The organism is Thioalkalivibrio sp. ALJT (assembly GCF_000381825.1).
Classification (GTDB): domain Bacteria; phylum Pseudomonadota; class Gammaproteobacteria; order Ectothiorhodospirales; family Ectothiorhodospiraceae; genus Thioalkalivibrio.
On the sequence record NZ_KB907122.1, the window covers coordinates 60300 to 86181 of the forward strand.

Below are 25882 nucleotides of genomic sequence, written 5' to 3' on the forward strand. Positions count from 1 at the left end.
ATGCAGCAACACCAGAACATCCCGCTCAATCTGATCACCGGCTTTCTTGGAGTCGGCAAGACCACCGCCATCCGCCAGCTGCTGGCGCAGCGCCCCGCGGGCGAACACTGGGCGGTTCTGGTCAACGAATTCGGCGAGATCGGGGTGGATGGCAGCCTGCTGGCGGATACCGGCATCGCGCTGGAGGAAGTCCCCGGTGGCTGCCTGTGCTGCGTCTCCGCACAGATGTTCACCGTCGGCCTGAATCGGCTGATCCGAAGCCAGCAACCGGATCGCATCCTGATCGAACCCACCGGACTCGGGCATCCGGCACAGATTATTCGCACCCTGACCGAGCCCCCCTACGCCGGCGTGCTGGACCTGCGCGCCACGGTCACCCTGATGGACGCCCGCCACCTGGCATCGCCCCGGCATCGCGAACACCCCACCTGGCGAGACCAGGTCGCCCTGGCCGACGTGCTGCTGGCAAACAAGGCCGACCTCTACGCAGAAGACGATCGCGAGGCCCTGCGTAACTTTGTCGCCGCGATGCCCGCGCCCCGGCCCCACGTCGTGGAGACCACCCAGGGCCGTATCGAACGCGACTGGCTGGACCATCCCCGACTCGACCGCGGGGGCACCCTGTTCCCCGAGGCCCGCGAGTTCCTCGCGAGCACGCAGGTGGAGTCCAGCCACGACCACGACCACGACCACGAGCACGAGCACGAGCACGAGCACGACCACGACCACGACCACGAGCACGAGCACGAGCACGAGCACGAGCACGATCATGCTGCGGCGCACTCGTCGGCCCCGTGGGTCAGCATCGACACCCGTGGCGACGGCTACATCGGCCGCAGCTGGCTGCTGCCCGCCGGCGCGGTCATCGACCACTCAAGCTTGTCCCGCCTGGTTGCGGACTTCACCGCCGACCGCCTGAAAGGGCTCATCGAGACCGACCATGGCTGGCACCGGCTCAACCGGGTGGACGGCTGCGGCGAGCTGGAACCCATGGATGCCCCCGCCCCCCCACTGCGCCCGCGCATCGAAGCCATACTGCCGGAGTCCGAGGCCGCTACCCACACCCTGGATGCACTCGCTCGGGCCCTGGAGGCCTCGCACGCCCGGGCCACCTCACCCGCGACCGGTTGAGAGGTCACACCTGGCGCACGCCGGTCAGACGACTGCGCGGTCACTGAACGCCGCGCGGTAGAACCACTCGTTGCCCGGCAGCGCGTTCGGGTTGGGGAATACGATAAATCCGGGCTCCGGCGCGCGCACCTCGGTCCCGTCGGCCCGCACCCCAATCAGGTCGCCCGCCTCCAGCCGGTCGAAGCTCTTCCACTCGCGCGCGAAACGGTCGTCCGGGTGATCCCGGTCGATCACCTCGACCAGACGCAGCACCTCCGGGGCATCCTGCCCCGGCGTCGCCGGCGCCGGCGCCGGCAGCATATCCAGATGCGCCAGGGTGTTAATGATCGCGTTGTATGCCACCACCGGGGCCTGCGGATCATCATGCTGACCGCACTCCAGCGTCACACCGTAGCCGCCCTGACTGCGCATGTATTCGGTGGTGCCAATCCCGTAGCTCGGGTCCGTGCTGAGCATCTGTGCACGCTGGCTGGCGTTCGGATTGCGCATCCGCCGGGCCACGCCGCGTGCGTAAGTATCCAGCCAGCCCTCGACCATCCGCTGCGGCCCCAGACAGGCGGCCAGCGCCTCCTCCTCCCGGGCCTGCCCAAAGTCCTCCAGCTCGCCATCATTGTTGCGCGGACCCAGCATGATGAACGGCTGCCCGCCGGTATGGAACGAATGCAGATCCAGCAGCACGTCGTGTGCCGCCAACAGCGGGCACAGCACGTTGGCGATGCGGTCCTCGAAATCCTGCGGGGCCGAGGTCACGCGCAGATTGCGGTTCAGATTGCGCTCGCCCATGCGCTGCCCGAGTTCGTAGGCCAGCGGATTGGTACGCGGCACCAGGGTCAACGTCCCGCGCAGCAAACACCTCGCACCGCTTTCCAGCTCGTCCTGCAGGCGCTCGGCGGCCCGGGTGCCACAGGTCTCGTTCCCGTGCACCGCCCCCAGCACAATCAGGCGCGGCCCCGGCTCCAGACCATGAAAGGTGACGGAACGCAGCGCGGTGGGATGAACCGGCTCGGACATCGGGCAACTCCAGGTGGTGAATGGCTGCACAAAGGCTACCCGAGGCCCGGGGGCAATGCCACGGGCGCGGCACGATGATCCACACGGGTGCAGACTTCGAGCGCCCGGGTGAAAATGCTATGGTTTGCGCCTATCACAACCGGACCAGGCCATGTTCAAGCAACTCGAAAGCGATGCCCCGGGCACCCGTCACCCGACTCATGAAGTCCTGGCCCGACTGAAGCTCAATGCCGATGGCCTGGTCCCGGCCATTGCGCAGCAGCACGACACCGGCGAGGTCCTGATGCTCGCGTGGATGAACCGCGAGGCCCTGGACGAGACCCTGGCCACCGGCCGCGTATGCTACTACTCGCGCTCGCGCCAGGCGCTGTGGCGCAAGGGCGAAAAATCGGGTCAGGTGCAGCATCTGCACACGCTGCATATCGACTGCGACGGCGACACCCTGCTGCTGAAGGTCGACCAGACCGGCCCCGCCTGCCACACCGGGCGCCGCAGCTGCTTCTACCTGCAAGTGGAGGGCCCCACGGTCACGATTACCAGCGCTCCGGAGATCGCCCCGGAAACCCTGTACGGCAAGGGGAGCGGCACATGAACAAGGGACGCACCCTGCGCCTGCACAACACCCTGGGCGGGCGCGACGAGCCCTTCGTCCCGCAGGACCCGTCGCGGGTCACGCTCTACGTGTGCGGGCCCACGGTGTACAACCGTGTGCACATCGGTAACGGCCGGCCGGTGGTGGTGTTCGACGTGCTGTTCCGGGTATTGCGCGAGCTCTACGGCCCGGATCACGTGGTCTACGCCCGCAACATCACCGACGTCGACGACAAGATCAACAAGGCCGCGGCGGAGAACCAGGAGCCAATCGCGGCCCTGACCGATCGCTACACCCGCGCCTTCCACGAGGACGTCGCCGCCCTGGGCACGCTGGAACCCACACTGGAGCCGCGCGCCACGGATCACATCCGGCCCATGATCGAGCTGATCGAACGCCTGCTCGCACGCGGCCACGCTTACACCGCCGAGGACCACGTGCTGTTCGACGTGACCTCCTACCCCGAATACGGCGCACTGTCGGGGCGCACCCTTGCAGACATGCAGGCGGGTGCCCGCGTGGAGGTTGCCAGCTACAAGCGCCACCCCGGCGATTTCGTCCTGTGGAAACCGGCCGCCGCCGACGAACCCGGCTGGGACAGCCCCTGGGGCTTCGGGCGTCCGGGCTGGCATCTGGAATGCACGGCAATGATCCGCACCCACCTGGGGCCGATGATCGACATCCACGGCGGCGGGCACGATCTGGTGTTCCCGCACCATGAGAACGAGATCGCGCAGGGCTGTGCGGCTGAAGGCTGCGCCGAGCACGGGACACATTACGCCCGGTACTGGGTGCACAACGGGCACCTGACCATCGACGGCGAGAAGATGTCCAAATCGCTGGGCAACTTCCGGCTGCTGCACGACCTGTTACAGCACTATCCGGGCGAGGCCCTGCGCCTGGCCCTGTTGTCGCGTCACTACCGTGCGCCGCTCAATTTCTCGGAAGAGACGCTGAACCAGTCGCGCAACAGCCTGAACAGCCTTTATCGCGTACTGCGCGATGCCAGCGACATCACCCCCGAGACGGTCGCGGCAGCGGAGACCCCGGTGTTCGAAGCCCTGCTCGATGACCTCAACACCCCGGCCGCGATCACCGCGCTGCACCGCCTGGGGGATGCACTGGCGACCGCCTCCGCCGATCGCCGTGCCCGTTGCAAGGGCGAATTGCTGGCCGGCGCGGCCCTGCTGGGCCTGCTGCAACAAGCGCCCGCGACCTGGTTTCAGGGCAGCAGCGATGATGCCGACCTCGCCACCTGGGTAGAGGAGCGCATCGCGGCGCGCCAGGCCGCACGCAAGGCGCGCGATTTCGCCACAGCCGATGCGATCCGCGACGAAGTCACCGCCCGCGGGATCGAACTCGAGGACACCCCGGACGGCACGCGCTGGCAACGAGCACCCTGACCCGATGCACCTCCACCGTCGAAGCGCCCGCCTGGCCCTGCTGGCGGGCCTGTTGCTGCCCGCCACCCTGATCGCCCATCCGCATGCCTGGATCGACCTGCGCGTGGGGCTGGTGTTCGACGGCCAGGGGCAGTTGCTGCACATGGACCAGTCCTGGCGGATCGACCCGACGTACAGCCACATGCTGCTGGAGGACCTGACCCACGAGCTGGACCACACAATCAGTATCGAGACCGCTCTGGAACATGCCGCCGAACGCATGCTCGACAATCTGGCAGCCCATGACTATTTCACCGAGATCGGCCTGGACGCCGACGACCTGGATGTCCCGCATGCACGCAATGCCCGTCTGACGCTGGAAGACCGGCGCCTGCACCTGCGCTTCGAACTTCCCCTGGAGGGGCTCGACATCCGCGCCGGGGACCCGCTCACCTACCGGGTATTCGATCCGGAATACTGGATCGAGATCCTGCACGACCCGGACGACATCGTGTTCGTGGAGAATGCACCCGGTTGCATGGTCGAAATCACCCCGCCCAGCCCGGATCCGCAGCTAATCCGCTACGCCGCGACGCTGGACCGTCAGGACCGCAGCCCGATTGCCAACCTGGGACGCCACTTCGCAGAAACGGCCACACTGGAATGCGACTGAGCCCCCCCTGATGAACCGCTGAACAGGGCCATCCTGACCTTTTCAGCGCACGCGGCGCGGCATCGGCCGGTTTTGCTTTGCATGGGCCAGGAGGTTGGCCGCCAGGCTCGGAATCCAGCACTGGCCATGGTCGGTTCCGGCGGTACATCCCTGTGCCACGGGGCATACCAGACGGACGGCCGCCGAACGCACAACAGGCGGCAGCCAAGTGTTATATTGTTTCATCATGACGAACAAGCCCCCCCTCACTGCCCGCCTGCGTCGCTACGCCCTTCCAGGCCTGTTGCTGGTGCTTTTGCTGACCGCGTTCGGCCCGACAAAGGCCGAGAACGCGCATCCGCTGGGCGCACCCACCGCCGCCCCCGCGGAGAGCGAATCCGCACCGCCCCCCGATACCCTCGGGATCACCACCCCGCTGGCCGAGCCTCCCGGCACGCTGGAACGCCTGACCACGTGGGTACTGCAAACCCAGCGCCAGCTGCACCGCGACCTGACCGAGGGCCTGCACGCGCTGCGTGACGGCCCGACCGCACAGACCGCCGGCGCCCTGATCCTGGTCAGTCTTCTTTACGGCATCTTCCATGCCGCCGGCCCCGGCCACGGCAAGGCCGTGATCAGTGCCTACCTGCTGACCCAGCCGCAGAACCTGCGCCGCGGCATCCTCCTGTCTACGGTGTCCGCGCTGGCGCAAGGGGTCACCGCCATCGTCCTCGTCGGCGTATTGATCGGCCTGTTCGGCTGGCTGGCGCGAGACACCCTGGACCAGGTACGCACCCTGGAAATCGCCAGCTTCGCCCTGGTGGCCGTGCTCGGCCTGTGGTTGATGCTGCGCGCCCTGCGCCACACCTGGCGCCTGTCCCGCGCTCGACACACCGCCACACCTGCAACCCACCCCGACCACGACGATGGGCACGACCATGGGCACGACCATGGGCACGACCATGGGCACGACCATGGGCACGAGCACGGGCACGAGCACGAGCACGGGCACGGGCACCACCATGAGCATGGGGACCATGACCACGGTCACCAGCACTCGCACCAGGTGAACTGCGGGTGCGGCACGCCGCACCACGTCGATCCCAACCACACTGGCACCTGGTGGGCCACCGTACTGGCCGTGGGCATCCGCCCCTGTTCCGGAGCCGTGCTCATCATGGCCGTCTCCACCGCCCTGGGCCTGGCCTGGGCCGGCGTCGCCGCGGTGCTGGCCATGTCCCTGGGAACCGCGGCGACCGTCTCGGTGCTCGCAACTCTGGCCGTCTCCGCCCGCGACTGGACCCGACACTGGCTCGGCCCCACGCGGATGGGCCGCCTGACCTACATTGGCCCCGCCCTGGGGCTGACCGGTGGCAGCATCATCGCCCTGATCGGCTTCACCCTGGTATTCGGCGCACTCGCCTACCAGCCCACAGCCCATCCCCTGGGCGTCCGCTAAGAACCTGTCGGGTTTGGACAACCGTCACACGCGTGAGCGGGAGAGCAGCCCCGAATCCGCCAGAGTCCCCGGACAACAACGTGAATGCTCGCGGCAACCCCCGGGGGTTGCCCGACCCCGCCTCCTGATTCGAAAAACGGGCGTCAGCCAGTCTCAAGGCCGTGCAGGCCCGGGTCTCCAGCCGCCCCCTCTTGCTCATCAGCTCCCGCCTTGTGGCCCGAATACGTGACACGAGTGCATCAAGATCAGGCCGGCAGCACCATCGCCGCAGAACCACCACCGGCTGCACACCACGCCTGGTCCCGGCAAGCCCGGTTGCCAACGCGAGCGTATGGACGCATCGGGGCTTGCCCCCGACATGGACGTCCTCTAACTTCCAGAGGGTCTTCACTTTGCACGCGAGGTTTCCATGTCATCGACGGCCATTGCACCCAACCAGGCGCCAACCCTGCCGGCCCTGTTCCGCGCCCGCGTGTCACTGACGCCGGACACCCCGGCCTACCGTCAATTCAACAGCCGCGAACAAATATGGCAACAAACGACCTGGGGCGAGATGGCCACCATGGTGGATCGCTGGCAGGCCGCACTGGCCCGCGAGGGCTTCAAGCCCGGCGAACGGGTCGCACTGATGCTCGGCAACTCGCGCGAATGGGTCGCCTTCGACCAGGCGGCCACCGAGCTCGGCCTGATCACCGTCCCGCTCTACACCGATGACCGTCCCGACAACATTGCCTATATCGTCGGCCAGACCCAGGCGCGCCTGCTGTTACTGGGGGAAAACGCCCACAACCGGCGCCTGTCCGATCACGTCGAGAACATGCCCTCGCTCAAGCGCATCGTCTGCCTCGGAGGCACCGAGGGCCAACCCAGAGACGACCGAGTACTGAACCTCGATGCCTGGCTCGAGCGCGGCGACCCCGAACGTGTACAGCGGCCGGACCTGGACCCGCAGGGTCTCGCGACCATCGTGTTCACCTCCGGGACCACAGGGCGTCCCAAGGGCGTGATGCTGTCGCACCGCAACATCCTCGACAATGCCCGGGCCTGCTCCACCGCAGGCCCGCTCTCGCAGGCAGACCGCTTCCTGTCGTTCCTGCCGCTGTCGCACATGCTGGAACGTACCGGCGGCTATTACATGCCCATGCTGATCGGTGCCGAGGTGGCCTTTGCCCGCTCCATCCAGGGACTGGGCGAGGACCTGATGTCCGTCCAGCCCACTGTGCTGATCTCGGTCCCGCGCATCTACGAGCGCGTGCATGGCCGCATCCAGGCCGGTCTCAAAAAGAAGTCGGCACTCGGCCGCAGTCTGTTCAAGGCCACCGTCGCGATCGGCTGGCGCCGCTTCGAGCATCAACAGGGTCGTGCATCCTGGTCGCCCGGCTTCATCCTCTGGCCACTGCTGGAACGAATCGTCGCGCACAAGGTGCTGGATCGTCTCGGAGGCAAGCTGCGCTTCGCCGTGTGTGGCGGCGCCCCGCTGCCACCCCCGATCGCCCGTTTCTTTATCGGCCTGGGCCTGCCCGTGCTGCACGGCTATGGCATGACCGAATCCAGCCCGGTGGTCAGCGTGAACACCCCGGACGACAACCTGCCTGCATCCATCGGCAAACCACTACCCGGGATCGAGGTCAGGATCGGCGAGGCGGATGAACTGCTCACGCGGTCGAGTTGCGTGATGCTCGGCTACTGGAAGAACGCAGAGGCCACCGACAATACGATCGACGCCGACCAATGGCTGCACAGCGGGGATCAGGCACGGATCGACGAAAACGGGCACATCTTTATCACCGGGCGCCTGAAGGACATCCTCGTGCTCACCAACGGGGAGAAGGTACCGCCCGCGGATATGGAAATGGCCATCGCACTGGATGCACTGTTCGACCAGGTGATGGTCGTCGGTGATGGCCACGCCTTCCTGAGCGCCCTGGTCGTGCCGGAAGCCGAGGCCTGGGCGACCTTCGCGGAGGATCACGGCCTGCCCCCCGACAGCAGTGGCCGCCCGCCGCGTGCGGCCGAGCGCGCGCTGCTCCAACGCATGCAGTACCAGCTGCGAGACTTTCCCGGCTACGCCAAGATTCGTCACGTCTACGTCGTGCACGAACCATGGTCGGTGGATAACGGCATGCTGACCCCGACCATGAAACTCAAACGACTGGTCATCAGCCAGCACTATGCCGACGCGATTGAGGCCATGTACGCCGGCCACGACTAGCGGGCTAGCGGGCCATCTCGATTCACGACAAAGCCCGCTCAGAAGCGCGACGTAAAGCCTGAGCAGAAAAACGGGAAAGTCGGGGGATTTACAAGCGGCGCCGAGCAACCAGCAACCTCCCCCGCAAAACCCGGACGCAAACGCGTCTCGGACGCCCTCCCCCGGTTCAGCTCCCCTGCTGCCAATCTTCCTGTTAAACGACTTTGAATGCCTTCGCCGCTTCGCGCGCTCCGCGGTAAAAACATGCTGCAGAGCAGCGGACGGGACCCACCACCAACGAAAAAGGCCCCGCGGCGCGATGCCGCGGGGCCCTGAAGGCGCATCACACGCGCGGCCGGTTCAGATGAACAGGCAGATATCCGCCTCGCCCGCGAACTCGAAGAACGCCGCCGCCCCGGCGTACTCCACGCCGTCGATGAACTCGCTGGTGTCCATGTCGAAAAGGTCCACCGTCATCTGGCAGGCAATCATGCGTACCTCGGCCTCCTGACACAGTTCGCGCAGGTCGCCCAGATCCGAGACGCCCTTGGCCGCCATTTTCTTTTTCATCATCACGGTCATCATCTTCTGCATGCCCGGCAGCGCCTGCAGCAGGACCGGCATGGGCATGGGCATCGGCATCCCCGGGTTACCCAGCGAGGTCACCTGCAGGTCCAGCTTCTTGCGCAGCAACTGCAGGCCGTAGAACGTGAAGAATACTTCGCAGTCATAGCCCAGCGCGGCCGCCGTGGAGGCCAGGATGAACGGAGGATAGCCCCAGTCCAGGCTGCCCTTCGTGGCAATGATGGCCATCTTCTTTTGATCACTCATGATTACTTTTCCTCCAAATGGTTAAAGGGGTTGCGCCCGCCAGACCCCCCATCTGTCCGGGCAATCCTCAGTTCATTGAAACCGGCCGGCCGGTGCGTGCATCTAACTCGATGTCTGACGCCCCTTGCGCCAGTCACGAATCAACGCACATCCGGCACAGACCCCGAGTGCCGCCATGCTGGCCCAAACCGAAATCGGGACCAGGATCATGGCCAGTACAAACATAATCCACGCCAGTATGGTCATCGTTCTCCTCCTGCACAACGCTTGCGGCCGGAAACCGCGCCCCGTTGTAGCCTTCGTGGTAGCTGCGAGCCGCTGTTGGAGGAGGTCTGCGACCTACCCCTGGCGCTTCTCCGACGCCTCCGGCTCGACGTGGTCACGGGGCGGATCCATGCCCGGTGTCGGTTCCGCAGCCGCAGTCTCCTGCTGGGGCGGATCGTAGGCATCCGTGGCGGAGGCCCGGCCGCCCTCACGCGAAACCGGGCTTGCATCCACGAACTGGTTGTTCAAGCGCTGAATGTAAGCCTCGGCACGGTCACGCAGCTGGTGCAAGCGCCCGATCACCCTGCGGCCCATACCCAGCGGCGTGCGCCGCATCATCGGCCGCCACGGACGGGTATTCTTCTCGAAGGCCGCACGCCAGTTTCCGGCCGCAGTCTCGACAGGCAGGGAGCGGGCAATGCGCCGCGCGATCCAGCCCCGGTTGAAGAAGTGAATACCCGCCAGCACGATCGCCAGCACGGCCACTCCAAACCCGGTCAACATGGGTCGCTCACCCATGGCCTGCCAGGCTGAACCATCCACTAACGGCGTAACGCCGCCTGCAGTCTGGGACCCGACCACCACCGCGATCACTGCGACCAGCGCAAACATCCCGGCATCAAACTGCAGCACGCGCCGGCGCCAGTCACCAAGCGCCTTCTGCAACGCCGGCAAGGCATCCTTCTCGATCGACTCGGCGATCGCCTGCAGCGAGCCGAGGATACGATAGGAACGCGACGAGCTGATTTCCTGGATCTTGGCGTGAATCTCTTCGCGATCGCGGCGGGATTTCCCCTCAAAACGTTGCCGTACCTGCGGATCCTCGATCTCCACCGCTGCACTCTCGTTATAGAGGCAGTAGAACCGGCCCGTCGCATTGCCCTGGCGCACTACCGCACGCTGCCATGCGGACACGACTTCTTCGAGGTTGTCCTCGCGCCAGGTGGTGTCAATCTGGTTAAGCACAAAGACCAGCTTGGTGAAGTCGTTGCGCTCGGCAACGCGATTGACCAGATACTCGAGCGTATCCCGCATGGCCCCTGGTTCGGGATGGCGGGCGTCGAAAAACACCAGCACCAGATCCGACAGGTCAATGATGTGATCGGTCAACTGCAGAATGGCAGTGCGCTGCTCATCGGCATCGAATCCGGGCGAATCGATGATGATCCGACCACGCAGGCGTTCGGACGGCGCGGTCTTCATCGCCAGGAAGTGGTCCACCGTACGCCCGCCACCGTCAGTCAGGCGTTCGATCTCGTCGGAAAAGCGATAGAACGGAAACCGCGGATCGCCGTCCAGCGCAAGCCCCGGTAGCTCCTGAACGCGCCCGCTGCCCCCGTAGCTGATGACGGTGAATTTGTCATCTACGGCCTGCGAACCACTGCGTTGCACGGGCATGCCGACATATTCGTTGATGAAGGTCGACTTGCCGGCCGAGAACGTACCCAGCGTAGCGATCATCGGCCACCACGAGATGGTGAAGGCGTAAGATTCCTCTACAGGGTCCAGCAACCCCGTGGCATACCCGATCCGATCCAGGTTACGGAAAGGCTCCACGACACCCGTGAGGACTGGATTCTCTTCCGCCAGCCGATCGCTCAAAAGCTTGAGCTGTTTACGTACCCGAGGGCCAGGTCGATTGAACATGCAGACTCCGTCAGTCTAGTCGTGATCAACGCGGGTGGTAGGGTCCGGGTGAACCGCGCGCGGGCCCGCCCTGATCACTGAATGGGTTGAACATGTTCATCATACCCATTGGGGCACCCACATTGCGATTCAGGCTCCACATATCATGCTGCATGCCCGTGATCGACCCCGCCATCACACTGGTATCGCGCGTCATCGAACCGATGTTGGCGTCCATCGAGTCGGTATTCGACGCAATGCCGACGATTTCATCGGTCATGTTGCGCATCGTGCCGCTGATCTCCGTCATCTGGTGATCCATGGAGTTCATATCAGCCGCGATGGAGGACATGTCACGATCCACGACACGCGTCATCAGAGAGATCTCCTCGGTCAACTGGCTGACATCCCGAGTCAGGCTGGTGATCAGCCAGAAACCGTAGATCGCCAGGACCACGAAAGCCACCAGCGCGGCGTAGACAATCAATTCCACGCGTCGCGAGCGGGCGTCCGCCTCATCGGCCTCCTCGCGTACGGCGCTGAACTCATCGAGATTCGGGTTACTCATCAAACGCCCCTGAAACTAGTGATAATGAGGTCTCCCCCGCTAGAACGCACCCTCGGCGGCACGATCGATGATTTCCTCCAGCGCTTCCTTTACGAACACCGCCTGCTCATGCAGTTCGTCGGGCAACGGGCGGCCGCCGTGGATCATCGGCTCCAGATCCAGGGTCATCAGCCACAGATTGCCCTCGGCATCTTCCTGCAGCACGATCCTGCAGGGCATATAGGCCGCCATGGCCGGGCTGTAGCTCACCATCTGCGCCGCGATGGCGACATCGCAGAACATGTAAATCTTCAGGAACGGGAAATCCTCTCCGGTGACGCTACGCACTTCCTCGCCCATCGGCAGCTCACCGACATTGCGAACATTCAGCTCGTTCGCCACCAGGCGCAGAACATCTTCCACCTCTTCAATGCTCAGGCCTGCCTCCACCCGCCGCTTGTACACCATGGCTTCCGCGGCATCTCCAGTCTCCAGCACCGTCCGTGCCATCTGCGCATAGACGGTCGGTGCCTGGGAATCCAGCGAACGCGCCTGCCCAACGTAGGGTTCAAAGACAAATATGGCATAGGCCACCCCGGCCAGCGCCAGGAAACCGAACAAGGCCAGGACATTGCGGATCACTCGCATGGGACTCTCCTTCTTGCCTTACAGCATCCTGACAACCCCGGATGCATGAGGTCTTGGCTATTGACGCCGGCCACCGAACACGGCCACGGCGAGCGCATCGAGCTCGGCCGCGGCCTTGCCGCGCGGCTCCAGCTCGTGAACGGACAGTCCTTCACTGAACGAACGTCGAAATGCCATGCGTTGTTTCAGACGCGGCTGCAACAACCGAACGCCCTCGATCTGCTCGAGGGCCGAACAGGTCTCGTCGCTTTCCCGGACCGCCGTGTGAGTATCCGCTCGGTTGATGAATGCGAGAATTTCCGGTCTGTTGCGGTTCCCGCGTTGCTCCAGAATGCGCGTCACGAAACGGTAGGTCGCCCATACATCCGCCTGACTGGGCGGCACCGGGATCAGCACCCGGTCGGCACCCTCCACCGCGGCCATCAACGCAGCCATGTCCGACGCGCCGACATCGATGAGGATCTCGTCGTAGTCACCTTCGTGAGCCTGTGCGGACTCGAGGTCGGACGTCACATCGAGAGCGGGTTCGAAGCCCTCCTCCTGGCGCACTTCCAGCGCATCACTGAGCGTGCACTGGGGGTCCAGGTCCACCGCCAGGACCCGCCGACGGCCTTCCAGCAACCAGAGGCCGAGATTGAAGGCTACGGTACTCTTGCCGGTCCCCCCCTTCAGATTGGCAACGACCGTTCGCATGCTGCATCTCCTTGGAACGCTGCGGACTGCCGACTACGCGGCAGCAGGCAGTCCGGAACGCTCAAAAACGGGGCCTGCCCGAAACGGGCAGGCCCAATCGAGGGATGGACTTAGTTGCCCTCACCCTGCGGCTGCTGCGGCATCGGACCCTGCGGGCCATAGCCGTAGTAACCCGGGCCGTAGCCGTAGCCGTGACGCGGATAGCCATAACCACGGCCGTAGCCGTCGCCATAACCATGACCGTGACCATAGCCATGACCACGACCGCGACCGCTGGCGGAGAAGTCAAAGGCACCGTCGCCCATCATGTCGCTGAACATGTCGCCCATGCCGTAGTTACGACCGGAACCGTAACCCGGGCCACCGAAGAACGGCATGCCATAACCATAACCCGGGCCGTAGTGACCGGGGCCGTAGCCATAACCCGGGCCGCCCCACTGGGCGGAGGCCATCATCGGGGCGGCCAGGCCACCCAGGGAAACGGCGAGAACGGCTGCTTTCACAAACTTATTCATGGTACTACCTCCTGAAGGAGTCATGCCCTCGAAATCGAATTACGCGCAGACGACGAGGGCTTCTCGAACGCGCGCCTTACTTGTCAGAGGAACGGGAATCCGCCCATTCCCCAGGGGAGGACCGGGAACGATCCGCCCAGTCCCGGGACGCCGGGCATTCCCGGAGTCCCGTATGGATTCCCCCACGGCATCCCGCCGGGGGGTTGGAACAAAGGCACACCGGGCACGTTGTATGGATAACTCAACGGAGAACCCGAAGGGTGGCTCAGCTGAGAACCCGAAGGGTGGCTCGATGGAGCGCCCGAAGGGAAGCTCAGTGAAGAACCCAACGGGTAGCCCGTCGACGGCGCACCCCATTGGTAACCCCATGGAACACCCGTCAACTGGCCCGGAACCAGTTGCGCAGGAGAGGACACGTCTTCGGACTCAACCCGTCGCGACGGGTCGTAATCTCGATCCGGAAACCGCCCACGCAGCTGCTCCGGCGCCGCACGTTGCATATCCTGCACACCGGAGGCCCACGGGTTTTGACGTTCGCTTGCAACCAGCTCAGCGCCGGTCCCCAGGAATCCGGCGGTCGCCACGACCCCGAATACCAGGAGCTGTCGCCCCCAAAGGGGCTTCATTTGCCCGGACTGTCTGCCTAGCATGGCGAACTGCCTCCGTCTCGCGTCCACTGCGACGGACGCCGCGGCGTCCGTCCCTTCGTGACCACTGATCCCTGGATCAGTAGTCACCGCCTTCTTCCATGGACTCGCGACGTTCGCGCATCATTTCCATGCGCCGCTCGCGCTGACGCTCCATCTCTTCCTTGAACGCCTCACGGCCCGCTTCCATGGCCTTCTGACGCGCCTCGCGCATCGCCTGCATCTCTTCCATGCGTTCCTGGCGCTCAGCGTGCTGGGCCTTGATACGATCACGCATCTCTTCCGGCATGTCTTCCGGCAGGTTTTCCGGATCGAACTCCGGCATCTGGCCGTAGCGCGGCTGCATCATCTCCGGGGCGGCATAGCCTTCACGCTGCCACTCGGGGGCGTAACCACGACCGTAACCGTAACCCGGGTAGCCGTGCCCGTAACCCTGCCCGTAACCATCGCCGTAACCACGCCCATAACCCCGGCCATGGCCGCGCCCGGACATGCCGAAGCTGAAGTCACCTGACGCATCACGTTCCTGCACCATGCCCGCACCGGGATGCATGCCCATACCGTGACGCTGGTACGGGGCATAACCGTAAGGACCCGGGACCGGACCCTGCTGGCCCGCTGCGGGGCCCTGGCCATAACCCTGTTCCTGTTCCTCGGCCTGGGCCACGCCCAGAGCCAGAACGGACGCTACTGCGGCGCCGGCCAGCGTAGTGGTGATCATTCGAATGTTGAATCGCTTCTTCATCGGAAACCTCCTTGAGGTCTTGGTTGCATGTTCATTTCAGTCGAATTCCGCGCCGCGAGCGGCCCTTGGCGGTTGTTGCCGACTTGCCACCCGTCTTCGCGGTACCGCCGCTCTCCTTGCGGCCGCTATTGCTGCTCGCAGCTGGGGCTGCTTTTTTAACCCCACCGGTCATTTTTTGATCGTTCTCTGTCTCTGGCATCGATTCTCTTTTAGCATCGCTACCATCTCCCGCACCTTCGTCAGCGCCGCCGGCTTCGGCGTTGCCTGCAGGGGCCTGTCCGGTTTCCCCGGCGGTCGTATCAGACGCGGGAGCCGCGTCGGGGACAGGTCGCGCTCCACGGTCACCTTCAGCCATACGGGACTGCGGCTCCCCGACCGTACCAGAAGGGCTACCGGTGCTGCCGACTTCAGACGACCGGCCCGCGTTATCGCCGGCTGCCGGCGGGATTGCCTCCGCGGTCGACTGCGGAGCGTCGTGCGCGGCGGACTCCGACGCCCGTGGTGCCGTGTCGGAACCGTCCGGCGACTGCGGGCGCTCGGGGGAGTCGGCACGCGTCGAGACATCACCGGGTCCAGCATCCGTGGCGGTCGCACCTGACCCGCCGGACCCGCCCTGCGGCCCTCCGCGACCAGACGGACCTGACCCGGACGGTCCACCTGCACCTCCGCCTGCCGGGGGCGGGGTGTCGTCATCGTCACCACCGCCACGGCGCTGATTCACGAAGGCACGGACGAGGCGCCACAGTGCCAGCATCAGATCACGCAAGCCGGCCAGGATTGCCAGACCCAGCGACTTCATGGAAGCCCCCGCGAACTGAACAGCCTTGGTCACCGGACCACCGTCGGCGGGGCCAAAGAAATCGCGCTCGCCGGCTCCTGCGCCCGGACCTCCACCAGTGCCATTGTCACCATCGGTGGCAGAGACCGCCACCGTCTCACCATTCGCGTCCACGGTCGCCGGGACAAACGCGCGTTGGCCAGAAATACAGCCCAGCGGGATCACCACCAGGGTCAACAAAGTGGCGACTACCGTACCAAACATCAGCGAGATCGCCATACCCTGGAAGATCGGGTCAAACAGGATGACACTGGAACCGGCCAGCAGCGCCAGCGCGGTGATGATGATCGGGCGGGTGCGCGCCTGGCATGCCATGATCATCGCGTCACGCACATCATAGCCCTCGTTCACCGCCTGGCGGCCGAAATCCACCAGCAGTATCGAGTTGCGCACGATAATCCCTGCCAGAGCGATAAACCCGATCATTGAGGTTGCGGTAAATTCCGCGTTCATCAGCCAATGGCCGGGAATGATGCCGATCAGCGTCAACGGGATCGGGGCCATGATGATGCCGGGCAGCACGAAGTTACCGAACTCCCAGACCACGAGCATGTAGATCAGAATCAGCGCAATGGCAAACGCGATGCCCATGTCGCGGAAGGTCTCATAGGTCACCGTCCATTCACCGGCCCACTCGAAGGCGGTCGCGCCATCATTGGGCGGCGGACCCAACCAGTGCGGCTGTACCTTGCTGCCATCAGGCAGGCGGTAGTCCTCCAGTTGTTCCTGGACTTCCAGCATGCCGTATACGGGTGCAGCCAGGCGTCCAACCACTTCACCGGTGACGTATTCCACGGGCCGCAGGTTCTTGTGGTAGATCGGCTCATCCTGCGGGCGCTGGACGAATTCGCCCAGCTCACCCAGCGGGATGGATCCACCCTGCGCGGTTGCAACCGGAATCATCTCCAGCTGCCGAATGTCGTTACGTATCTCCTTCGGGAGGCGCATCTCGATCAGGTGTGGCTCCACCAGGGATTGTGCCTTGATGTCCCCGAGGATCTGGCCCCCAATGGCGGCTTCCAGTGTCTGGTTGACGGCCGCCACCGTGACGCCGCGGCGCAAGGCCTTGTCACGGTCCACCTCGAAGTGCCAGACGCGGTGCGGTGCCTGCAGGAAGCTGTCCACATCATCCACATGTTCGGCCTGCGCGAACATGCCTTCGAGATCCCGGGCGACCGCCCGCCGGGTAGCCGCGTCAGGCCCGTACACCTCGGCCACGATCGACTGTAGCACCGGCGGTCCCGGCGGCATTTCGACGACCTGAATACGTGCGCCGGCGGCATCCGCCAGCGGGGTCAGGCGGGCGCGCGCTTCAGTGGCAATCTCATGGGAGGTGCGGCTGCGATCCCCCTTGTCCACCAACTGGACCTGGATATCGCCCTGCCAGGGTTTGTCACGCAGATAGTAGTGACGGACCAAGCCATTGAAGTTGAATGGCGACGCGGTACCTACATAGGACTGCAAACCGACGACTTCGTCCATGTCCCGCAACACCCGCGCCATGTCATGGCTCAGGGTCGCGGTCTCGGTCAGGGCCGTGCCTTCGGGGAAGTTCACCATCACCTGGAACTCGGGTTTGTTGTCCAGTGGCAGCATCTTCACGCGCACGTCGGTGGTCATGAACAGGCTGACCATCAGGAAGAACATCACGATCACGCCGATCAGGAAACCGTAACCGCGCACGGGGTTGTCGGCCAGGCCCGGAATCGCCGTGCGGTAGAACTTGCCCAGCGCCTCCGCCTGACGGTGTTCCTTGTCCGTTGCCTTTTCCAGGTACGCCATGCTGGGACGCAGGCGCTGGGTGAGCCATGGGGTAAACACGAAGGCCGCCACCAGCGAGAACAACATCGCGACCGACCCCAAAACCGGGATCGGCTGCATGTACGGCCCCATCATGCCGGAGACGAAACCCATCGGCAGCAACGCCGCGATGACGGTAAAAGTCGCCAGGATGGTCGGATTGCCGACCTCGCGCACCGCATCCACGGAGGTCTCGGTGTCGATACCGCGCTTCATCAGCCAGCGCCGGTAGATATTCTCTACGACGACGATCGCATCATCGACGAGGATGCCAATGGAGAAGATCAGCGCAAACAGGCTGACACGGTCGATGGTGTAGCCCAGCACCCACGCGCTGAATACGGTAAAAAGGATCACCACGGGGATGACAATCAGCACTACCAGTGCAGCACGGAGACCAAGGAACAACCCGACCAGGATAGTCACCGCGAAGGTGGCGATGAAAAGCTTGAAGATCAGTTCGTTGACCTTCTCGTTGGCGGTCTTGCCGTAGTCGCGCGATACGACGACCTCGACATCATCCGGAATCACCGTGCCCTTGAGGTCCTCCAGCCGGTCAAGCACGCCATTGGCGACCGTAACGCCGTTGCTGCCGGGCTTCTTGGCGATGGCCAGAGTCACCGCGGCAGCCCCCTCCGGCGCGGCATCGGGATCGAGCGCCGCCGGACCGGAGTAGTGCCGTACGAACCGTTCGAGTTCGCCCGGACCGTAGCTCACATTGGCGACATCGCTCAGGTAGACCGGCTGGCCGTCGCTGACCGCAACCAGGAGCTGTTCCAGATCCGAGGCTCCGGTAAAGAAATTCCCGGTATACACGGCGGTGCTCGAACCACCACTTTCGATATGGCCTGCGGTCCCCTCCACGTTCGCGGCCTGAACCGCACCGGCAATCTGCTCCTGGCTGACACCGAAGCTGGTCAGGCGTTCCGGCAGCAAGTCGATACGCAGGCGTTCGGCACGCCCGCTGACCACGAAGCTCTGACTGGTATCGGGAACCTCGTTGAGCTGCTGTTGGGCGTCCAGTGCGATCTGGCGCAGCAGGGCATCATCCACCTCGTGGGACCACAAGGTCAGGTTGACCACCGGCACGTCATCCGCGCCCTTGGCCTTGACCATCGGCTCACTGACGCCCGGCGGCATCAGGTCTCGATTCGCGAGCAGTTTGTCGTGCACCTTGACGATGGAGGACTCCATGTCCTCGCCAACATCAAATTGCACCGTGACCATTGCCTCACCGCGATGCGAGACGGAGTAGACGTTATCGACCCCCGAGAGTTCGCTCATCAGCCGCTCCAGCGGCCGGGCGGCGAGGCTGGCAACCTGCTCTGACGGCACCCCCGGATACGCCACCATGATGTCCACCATGGGGACGGAGATCTGCGGATCCTCCTGGCGCGGCGTGACCATCAGACCGAGGATGCCGATCGCAATACTCGCGAGCAGCAACAGCGGCGACAGCGGCGAATGAATGAACGCCGCCGCCATACGCCCGGCGATGCCCAGATCTCCGTGCTTGTCCTGGAGATCACGATCGGATTGTTGTTGATTTTCTGACATCAGGCCTGAAACATCCCTTGTCGATCCCGTGTTCGCATCACCTGGCGCATCCGCTTACATCCGATGCCAGGGGTCAGATTCCCGCGAGCCCTGACCGGAGGTGCCGCGCCCCAGGGACTGGCCGGAACGGATACTCGCATCCGGCCGTGCCAGGATCTGCATACCCTCTTCCAGGCCCGAAGTCACCACCACCTGGTCACCCCGGGCGCCACCCAGACGTACCATGCGCACACGGACATGGCCGTCGCGATCGAGTACTGCCACGCGCGGCAGTGCACCACCAGGAATCAGGGCGGAACGCGGTATCACGACCCGGCCACTACGGACGGCATTCTGAGGCAAATGCACGGCGGCGTGCATGCCCGGGCCGCCGCGCACACCCTGAGGCAGATCAAACTTGACCGTTACGGTGTGGCGCTGGGGATCTGCCAACGGGAATATGCGCGCAACCCGAGCTTCGACCTCGTCTCCGGTATCCAGACGCACCCGTACGTAGTTGCCCTCCTGCAGGCCTGCAACCAGCCGAACGGGCACCTGGGCCTCCACACGCAGAAACTCGACGTGCCCGAAGCGCACCAGCGGCTGTCCCGGCTGGACCGTGTCACCCACTTCCACATGTTTGTGCATCACCAGGCCGTCGAAAGGCGCCTCGGACCGGGTGTCACGGATCGCCGCATCCAGTTCGCTGACGCGAGCACGTGCCTGTTCCCAGCGCGCCTGCGCCTGATCCACCCCAATATAACGGGAGAAGAGATCGGTACGGCGCTCCAGATCAGTATCACCGATTCCCATCGTATCGCCCATTGGCTGGGTGATCAGCTGATCGAACATCGAAGGGATACCCATACCGGGCATCTGACTCAAACTCTCCGATCGGGGCGCTGCCATCTCGCGGCCATACTGCATCTGGGCTTCACGAATGGCCGCCTCGGCGGTGCGCATTTCCGCCTGCGCGGCCAGGCGCTGGGCGCGCAGGCGATCGTCACTGATGGAGACCAGCAGCGCATCCTGCTCGAAACGGTCACCCTCGGCGCCGGCCACCTCGGTCACCCGCCCGGCGGATTGCGCGGTCAGGGTCACCTCGCGAAACGGGATTACCGTACCGCTTACGACCTGAGTCGCAGCGCGATCCGATTCGACAGTCACCACCTGACTGGAAGCCTGGGCGCCCAGCGGGCCGGCCAGTATCAGGGCTACCGCCCCACGCAGAAAGATCCGGAATATTCGAGCAGGCATGTTTCGTCTTCACCTCGCGCCGATGACCGCAATGGTAGAAAAAATCGGGCCGGGGGTTGTCGCAACGAACCGGGCACCGAGCAGAGACACTGCCACAAAATGGCATACGCCTGCAGGGGAGCCGACAAATGTCGGCCCTGCAGAAGTGGCAGCGTCGCGATCAGTAAGTGTGGCCATCGACGTGAATGTATAAGAACTCATGGCCAGTCACAAGCAACGCATATGCCAACATTACGGTGTTCTTATTAAACAATCAGTTAATCAGGATTCTCTAATCTTCGGCAAGCCAGTGTTGCAACACCCCGGTTTCGCGCTATAACCGGGTTAGGGACTGGCAAATCGGGCATCTGGGGAGTGTTGCAACAAGAACCCCGTGTTGCAACACTCGCCCGCTTCCGCCACCCCGTCCAACAAAAAAAAACGAAAGGAGAGGGGATGACCACAACCGAGCTAGCCGAGATCTGTATCCGGCACAGTCGCGACCCGCACCTCGTCAGCGATGCCCAGGGCCGCGTGCTCTTCACCAATCCGGCCTTGCGGCAAACCCTGCAGATCCCGGAGAAGGCCCCGTTAACCCTGGACCAACTGGGGCCACTTAATCTTGAGACGCACCTGAAAGAGGCTGCCATGGCTGCAGGCGAACCGTCCGACGCGAGCCAGGCAACAAGCCCACTGCAGTTTTCGCTGATGGCCAAACTGGCAAACGACACCCTGCCGCTGGAGGTCATCAGCCAGCCGCTGCACTTGAATGACGACGCGCGTGTACTGCGCTTGATTACTCTGCAACCCCAGCGCCGTCGCACCATCGCGGTCGAGGCCCTTCGCGAGGATGGCCACGAGGGACATGATGGCGGCCATTTCCACTCCCACGACGAGGCATGCCGCAGCGCATTGCAATTCGCCCGTCGCATCGCGGCCAGCGATGTGCGCGTAATGCTGCTGGGCGAATCCGGGACCGGCAAAACCCGCCTGGCGCGCGCGATCCACCGTTCGAGCAGCCGTGCCAGTGCGCCGTTCGTTGAGATTAACTGTGCGGCGATCCCCGAAGAACTCCTGGAATCCGAACTCTTCGGCCATGCCCGCGGGGCCTTCTCCGGTGCCGTCAACGACCGCATTGGGCGCTTCGAGGCAGCCGACGGTGGCACTCTGTTTCTGGACGAAATCGGCGAAATGAGCCCGCGCCTGCAGGCCAAACTGCTGCGGGCGGTTCAGGACGGGGCATTCGAACGCGTCGGCGAGAACCAGACCCGTCAGGTGGACGTGCGAATTCTCTCCGCCTCCAACCAGGACTTGCGCGCCCGCGTAGAAGCCGGCGAATTTCGCACTGACCTGTTCTATCGACTCGCGGTCGCCACGGTTGAAATGCCGCCTCTGCGCGACCGTCCGAAGGATCTCGCGGCAGCCCTCGAGACGTTCCAGGTACGCACCGGCATCCGCATCTCGCAACGCCTGAAAAAGCGGCTGCAGGCATACTCCTGGCCGGGCAACTTCCGCGAGATGGAGAACATCTTCGAGTGCCTTACACTGCACGCCCGTGACGGCCACGTGGATGATTTCCCCCTGCCCGAGCCAGTCCGTGTCGACTCCGGGGCCATCGGTGCCGTCCCTTGCGACGACCATCATCCGACCAGCGCCGCTGCAAACGAGGCAAGCGGGGCCGGAGAATCCCGGAACCAGCCGGCCCCGGCAAACGAACACCCGGAGGCTCGACGCCTGCGCGAGGCGCTGGTGGCCCATGCCGGGAACCGTTCGCAGACAGCGCGCGCTCTGGGCATGGATCGCAGCACGCTCTGGCGCAAGATGCATCGCTATCAGCTGGTCTGACGCACCAGCCAAGAAAGAGGCCCCGCGGGTGATCCACCTGCGGGGCCCGGGGGCCTGTGGGGGCTGGGACAGATCCGCTGCGCGTGCGGGACAGCAGACCCTTTTTCCGCTCTCTCTCGTTACATCACCCCACTATGCGCCTCGGGAGACCGAAACGAGCCTCGCTCCCCTGCCCAACGCCCGCAACGATCGCCCAAACCCGACCGTTTCCTAGCGGTACTGCCGCAGATGCCGGACACCATCGCGATGGTGACGGTCGTACAACGGCGCCAGGCGCTGCATCAACATCCGCCGTTCGTTCGCTGGCAGCATTCCCAGCGCACGGTCCCATGCCCGCATCGCGCCATGCGCATCCCCGCTGGCATACAGGGCATTCCCCAGCTCGCCGTAAAGGGCCGCGCGCTGCTGCGAGGTCTCCGGGATGTCCGTCAGGGCATCACGCAGCACAACCGCCGCGGCCCCGGGGCCTGCGTTCCAGTACGCCGCACGTCCTGCCTCCAGCGCTTCCTGGACCTGGCGCGCAATCTGCTCCTCGCTCGCCGACTCGGCAGCTGCCCGGTCCGGGGTGCGCTCCTGCGCCTCGACGGCCTCTTCGCGTTCGTCATCCTCAATAGCCGTCGCGTCAGCATCATCCTCCGTGGGCCGACCCTCGGCCGGTGCGCTCTCCGGAGCCGCCTCTTCTGTCATTGCGACCGCTTCAGTGTCCGCGTCTTCCCGCACGGCTTCTGCCTCGGCTGCCGCCTCAGCCTCTTCATCCTCGCGTGCGGCCTCCGCCTTGGCGGCAGCCTCGGCTTCCGCGGCCTCGCGCGCAGCCTCTGCCGCGGCCTCGGCCTCTGCGGCCTCCCGCACGGCATCCGCCTCAGCGGCCGCTTCAGCTTCCACGTCTTCGCGCTTGGGCTCTGCCTCCGCAACGGTCTCGGTTTCCGCATCGTCCTGTACGGTCTCCACGCCGGGAGACAGCACGTCACGGGCCGACCAAGCGATCAGCCACAGCACGATCACGATCAGGACCCAGTAGCGATTAACGAAACTTCTCTGCTTTTTATCTGCTTGTTCCATGCTTCACCTTTGCCGATTGATCCATGGCGAAGAGTCCCCCCTTCGCACAATCCTGTGCCTTATCCTGCACCGATCGGGCCTCTGCTTCCAGCACAAACCGACCGCGAGAGCCTGTCGGATTTGCGACGGATCGGCTGCGCGTGCGGGACAGCCGCCCCTTTTTCCGCTTCCTCTCGTTACATAGTCCCCACCATGCGCCTCGAGAGACCGAAAACAGGGCCTCACTCTCCTGAACTGCGCTCGCGACAATCACCCAAACTCGACAGGCTCCCGGGCAGTGGCAACAAGACGGCATCTTAGGGAAACATGGATGGATGTACATACTCGACGCCGTGTCGCCGCCAGCGATGTACACCGGTCAGCGCCAGCCCAGCACATCCTGGTGTCCCACGGTCAGTTCGACGGTACCGCTGGCCAGCGCCCGCGCACGCGCGTCACCCCAGGCTCGCAGATCCCCGGCCCGCTGTGGGCAAACCTCGGACGCGGCCCCTACCCAGCCCTCGATGAGGGCCGCCCCCAGAACCGCCTGCTCTGCGCCGATCCACCAGTCACTGGGACGGATCTGCACCTGATAGCCCAGCGCCTCCAGCTGTTCCGCGCAGGTCGCGGCCGCAATCGGCCCCAGCGCCGGCCCGAATCCCTTGTCCGAACGCTGATGCCGATTGACCCAGGCCTCCACGTCCGCGTCCAGGGGGTGCGGCCGCGACCAGCGGATGCGGCCGTCATAGCTCAGGGCGAACAGTACGGCGGCACCCTGTGTGAAACAGACCGATAGCAGGCGCTGCAGCCAGTCCCGCGAGACCAGGTCGAGCAAGGCCGCGCCGGTCACCAGGGCCTCGTCCCCGGTCAGCGCCCTGGCCGGCTCCGCTGCCAGATCGCAGCGCTTGCGCTCAATCTCGACGCCACCACAGGGCGCCCGCGTCTGCGCCAGCAAACCGCGATCATGATCCACAAGCCGCCAGTGCTGCGGCCGCGGCAGGCGCGGCGCCAGATAGCGCAGGTTGGAACCGCTGCCACTGCCCAGATCGGTCACCCGGATCGCAGTCGATCCCGGCTCCGGCAGCGCATCTCGCAACACGGGCACCAGGCCCTCCGGGCGCGCTGCATGGTCCGCCGGCTCCCGCTGCTGAAGCCAGTCCAAAGCAAAGGTTTCGATCATCCCAGCCATTCCGTCAGGGTTCGCTCCAGCGCATTCACGGTACCCGTCCAGTCGGGACGCATGCCCATTGCGGCACGCCCGGCCCGGCCCATACGCTCGCGGGTGGCAGCATCCGGCAACAGCGCATCCAGCGTCGACGCCAGCGCGGGCACATCGCCCGGGGGCAGCAGACAGCCGGCCTCTGCGGGCACGGTATCGGGTATGGCACCGCCGGTCGTGGCGACTACGGGGAGCCCGCGGGCCATGGCCTCCGTGAAGGCCATGCCATAACCCTCGTAGGCACTGGGTAACACGAACAGCGAGGCCCGCGTATACCAGGCCTCCAGCGCCGTCTCGTCGCACTCTCCCGCCCATTCAAGCCGGTCATCGATGCCGGCCGCCGCAATGGCCGCCTCGACCTGCCGACAATATGCCGGATCACGGGAGCGGGAACCCACCAGCGCCACGCGCCAGTGCGTCGCCTGCAGCCGCCCCAGCGCCTGCACCAGTTCCAGCTGGCCCTTGCGGGGTACGACGGACCCCACCGCCAGCAACAGCGGCGGCTCCCCCGGTGCCGGCCCGATCGCCTGCGGGCGCCGCTCCACACCCGGCGGGACCGCGCGCAGCCGCGCCGGGGCCACACCCCAGGCGGCCACCTCGCGGGCGGTATGGTCGCTGGTCGCCAGCACCCCGTACGCCAGCCCCAGCGCGGCCCGCTCGGATTCCAGCAGTGCCCGCGCGCGCGCCGCGTCGAGGCCGGTCTCCAGCCCCAGCGGATGATGCAGCAGGTAGATCAGACGCAGGCGTTCGGCATGGTGGGCCAGAACATGCGGGAAGGCCCCCGCGGCCAGGCCATCCACGACCACCCCCGAGCCATCGGAAAGGCCCGCCAGTGCAGCAGCCAGGGCCGCCTCGGCGGCAGGCTCCGGGCCGGGAAACGCACCCGCCAGCTCATGCACCTCCAGTTGCCAGCCACGCGCGCGCAGCCCCGACACCAGCTGTGCATCATAGCGGTAGCCCCCGGTACGCTGAGCCAGCGCCCCGGGCACCAGCACGGCCAGGCGGTGCATCTCGCGGTCGACGGGGCCCGCTATGGCGCCGCCTCGTAGCTCGCCCAGGCCACATGGGATTCGTTCAGGGTCACGCAGACCGCATCGAGGTCACGGGCCGACTCGCCCAGCTCGCCGGCCTGGATGGCCCGGGCGAAGCGTTGATGCAGCGCGTGGGCCAGAAATTCGGTGGTCGTGTTACTGCCACGGAACTCCTCGCGCTCGTCCAGGTTCTGGTAGTTCAGATCGGCCAGCAGGGCCTTCAGCACCTCGGAGGCGCGACCGATATCGACCACCAGGCCGTCGGCATCCAGCGCCTTGCGGCGAAAGGTGACATCGACCACATAGGTCGCCCCATGCAGCTTTTGTGCGGGGCCAAAGATCTCACCGGCAAAACTGTGGGCGATCATGAAGTGATCGCGGACATTCAGGCTGTACATCGGGCAT

General features: G+C 65.0%; 22 protein-coding genes. 7 read left to right on the forward strand and 15 right to left on the reverse strand.

Features of this window, described 5'->3' with window-relative positions; genetic code table 11:
* Entirely contained in the window at nt 1-1131 is a 1131-nt protein-coding gene (locus tag G332_RS0102550; protein ID WP_019625431.1) for a GTP-binding protein, read from the forward strand.
* Nucleotides 1132-1155: 24 nt separating this feature from the next.
* Here the strand turns inward: G332_RS0102550 and G332_RS0102555 are convergent, their stop codons facing one another.
* Nucleotides 1156-2142, reverse strand: coding sequence for a M14 family metallopeptidase (locus tag G332_RS0102555; RefSeq protein ID WP_019625432.1), 987 nt, complete (start codon nt 2140-2142; stop codon nt 1156-1158).
* A 151-nt stretch (nt 2143-2293) separates the two neighbouring features.
* Between G332_RS0102555 and hisI the strand changes: the two genes are divergently transcribed.
* The 5 genes from hisI to G332_RS0102580 all read left to right on the forward strand — a co-directional run bounded on the left by hisI (nt 2294) and on the right by G332_RS0102580 (nt 8439).
* Nucleotides 2294-2734 (forward strand): phosphoribosyl-AMP cyclohydrolase, encoded by a 441-nt coding sequence (gene hisI, locus G332_RS0102560; RefSeq protein WP_019625433.1) that lies wholly within the window; start codon nt 2294-2296, stop codon nt 2732-2734.
* Nucleotides 2731-4137 (forward strand): cysteine--tRNA ligase, encoded by a 1407-nt coding sequence (cysS, locus tag G332_RS0102565; RefSeq protein ID WP_019625434.1) that lies wholly within the window; start codon nt 2731-2733, stop codon nt 4135-4137. Before hisI ends, cysS begins: the two co-directional genes overlap by 4 nt.
* 4 nt (nt 4138-4141) lie before the next feature.
* Complete coding sequence (locus G332_RS0102570) at nt 4142-4789, forward strand: DUF1007 family protein (protein ID WP_019625435.1); 648 nt, start codon at nt 4142-4144, stop codon at nt 4787-4789.
* Between the two features lie 226 nt (nt 4790-5015).
* On the forward strand, nt 5016-6227 hold the full coding sequence (locus tag G332_RS0102575; RefSeq protein WP_019625436.1) for a nickel/cobalt transporter: 1212 nt from the start codon (nt 5016-5018) through the stop codon (nt 6225-6227).
* Nucleotides 6228-6636: 409 nt separating this feature from the next.
* Entirely contained in the window at nt 6637-8439 is a 1803-nt protein-coding gene (locus tag G332_RS0102580) for a long-chain fatty acid--CoA ligase (RefSeq protein WP_019625437.1), read from the forward strand.
* Nucleotides 8440-8778: 339 nt separating this feature from the next.
* Here G332_RS0102580 and G332_RS0102585 read toward each other — a convergent pair whose 3' ends face one another.
* From G332_RS0102585 to G332_RS0102630, 10 genes are all read right to left on the reverse strand, one after another.
* A complete protein-coding gene (locus G332_RS0102585) occupies nt 8779-9249 on the reverse strand; it encodes a DsrE/DsrF/DrsH-like family protein (RefSeq protein ID WP_019625438.1) in 471 nt (156 codons plus the stop codon).
* A 102-nt stretch (nt 9250-9351) separates the two neighbouring features.
* Entirely contained in the window at nt 9352-9495 is a 144-nt protein-coding gene (locus G332_RS13650; protein ID WP_019625439.1) for a hypothetical protein, read from the reverse strand.
* A gap of 93 nt (nt 9496-9588) precedes the next feature.
* Entirely contained in the window at nt 9589-11160 is a 1572-nt protein-coding gene (locus G332_RS0102595) for a dynamin family protein (protein WP_026340536.1), read from the reverse strand.
* A 25-nt stretch (nt 11161-11185) separates the two neighbouring features.
* A complete protein-coding gene (locus G332_RS0102600; RefSeq protein WP_019625441.1) occupies nt 11186-11707 on the reverse strand; it encodes a hypothetical protein in 522 nt (173 codons plus the stop codon).
* A gap of 39 nt (nt 11708-11746) precedes the next feature.
* Entirely contained in the window at nt 11747-12334 is a 588-nt protein-coding gene (locus tag G332_RS0102605) for a DUF302 domain-containing protein (protein ID WP_019625442.1), read from the reverse strand.
* Nucleotides 12335-12391: 57 nt separating this feature from the next.
* Entirely contained in the window at nt 12392-13027 is a 636-nt protein-coding gene (locus G332_RS0102610; RefSeq protein ID WP_019625443.1) for an AAA family ATPase, read from the reverse strand.
* A 110-nt stretch (nt 13028-13137) separates the two neighbouring features.
* Complete coding sequence (locus tag G332_RS0102615) at nt 13138-13542, reverse strand: sulfur globule family protein (RefSeq protein WP_019625444.1); 405 nt, start codon at nt 13540-13542, stop codon at nt 13138-13140.
* Between the two features lie 726 nt (nt 13543-14268).
* A complete protein-coding gene (locus G332_RS0102620; protein ID WP_019625445.1) occupies nt 14269-14934 on the reverse strand; it encodes a sulfur globule family protein in 666 nt (221 codons plus the stop codon).
* Between the two features lie 31 nt (nt 14935-14965).
* Entirely contained in the window at nt 14966-19129 is a 4164-nt protein-coding gene (locus G332_RS0102625; RefSeq protein ID WP_019625446.1) for an efflux RND transporter permease subunit, read from the reverse strand.
* 54 nt (nt 19130-19183) lie between these two features.
* Nucleotides 19184-20365 carry an efflux RND transporter periplasmic adaptor subunit gene (locus tag G332_RS0102630; protein WP_019625447.1) on the reverse strand — a complete coding sequence of 394 codons (1182 nt, stop codon included), beginning with the start codon at nt 20363-20365 and terminating at the stop codon, nt 19184-19186.
* 435 nt (nt 20366-20800) lie between these two features.
* Between G332_RS0102630 and G332_RS0102635 the strand changes: the two genes are divergently transcribed.
* Nucleotides 20801-22189: a sigma-54-dependent Fis family transcriptional regulator gene (locus tag G332_RS0102635; RefSeq protein ID WP_019625448.1), complete on the forward strand. Its 1389-nt coding sequence runs from the start codon at nt 20801-20803 to the stop codon at nt 22187-22189.
* A gap of 210 nt (nt 22190-22399) precedes the next feature.
* Here the strand turns inward: G332_RS0102635 and G332_RS13160 are convergent, their stop codons facing one another.
* The 4 genes from G332_RS13160 to G332_RS0102655 form a co-directional block, all read right to left on the reverse strand.
* Entirely contained in the window at nt 22400-23248 is an 849-nt protein-coding gene (locus G332_RS13160) for a hypothetical protein (protein WP_019625449.1), read from the reverse strand.
* Nucleotides 23249-23606: 358 nt separating this feature from the next.
* On the reverse strand, nt 23607-24407 hold the full coding sequence (locus G332_RS0102645) for a hypothetical protein (RefSeq protein WP_019625450.1): 801 nt from the start codon (nt 24405-24407) through the stop codon (nt 23607-23609).
* Nucleotides 24404-25456, reverse strand: a complete 1053-nt coding sequence (locus G332_RS0102650) for a glycosyltransferase family 4 protein (RefSeq protein ID WP_019625451.1) — start codon at nt 25454-25456, stop codon at nt 24404-24406. Before G332_RS0102650 ends, G332_RS0102645 begins: the two co-directional genes overlap by 4 nt.
* A 20-nt stretch (nt 25457-25476) precedes the next feature.
* Nucleotides 25477-25875 carry a 6-carboxytetrahydropterin synthase gene (locus G332_RS0102655; protein ID WP_019625452.1) on the reverse strand — a complete coding sequence of 133 codons (399 nt, stop codon included), beginning with the start codon at nt 25873-25875 and terminating at the stop codon, nt 25477-25479.
* Nucleotides 25876-25882 lie beyond the last annotated feature (7 nt).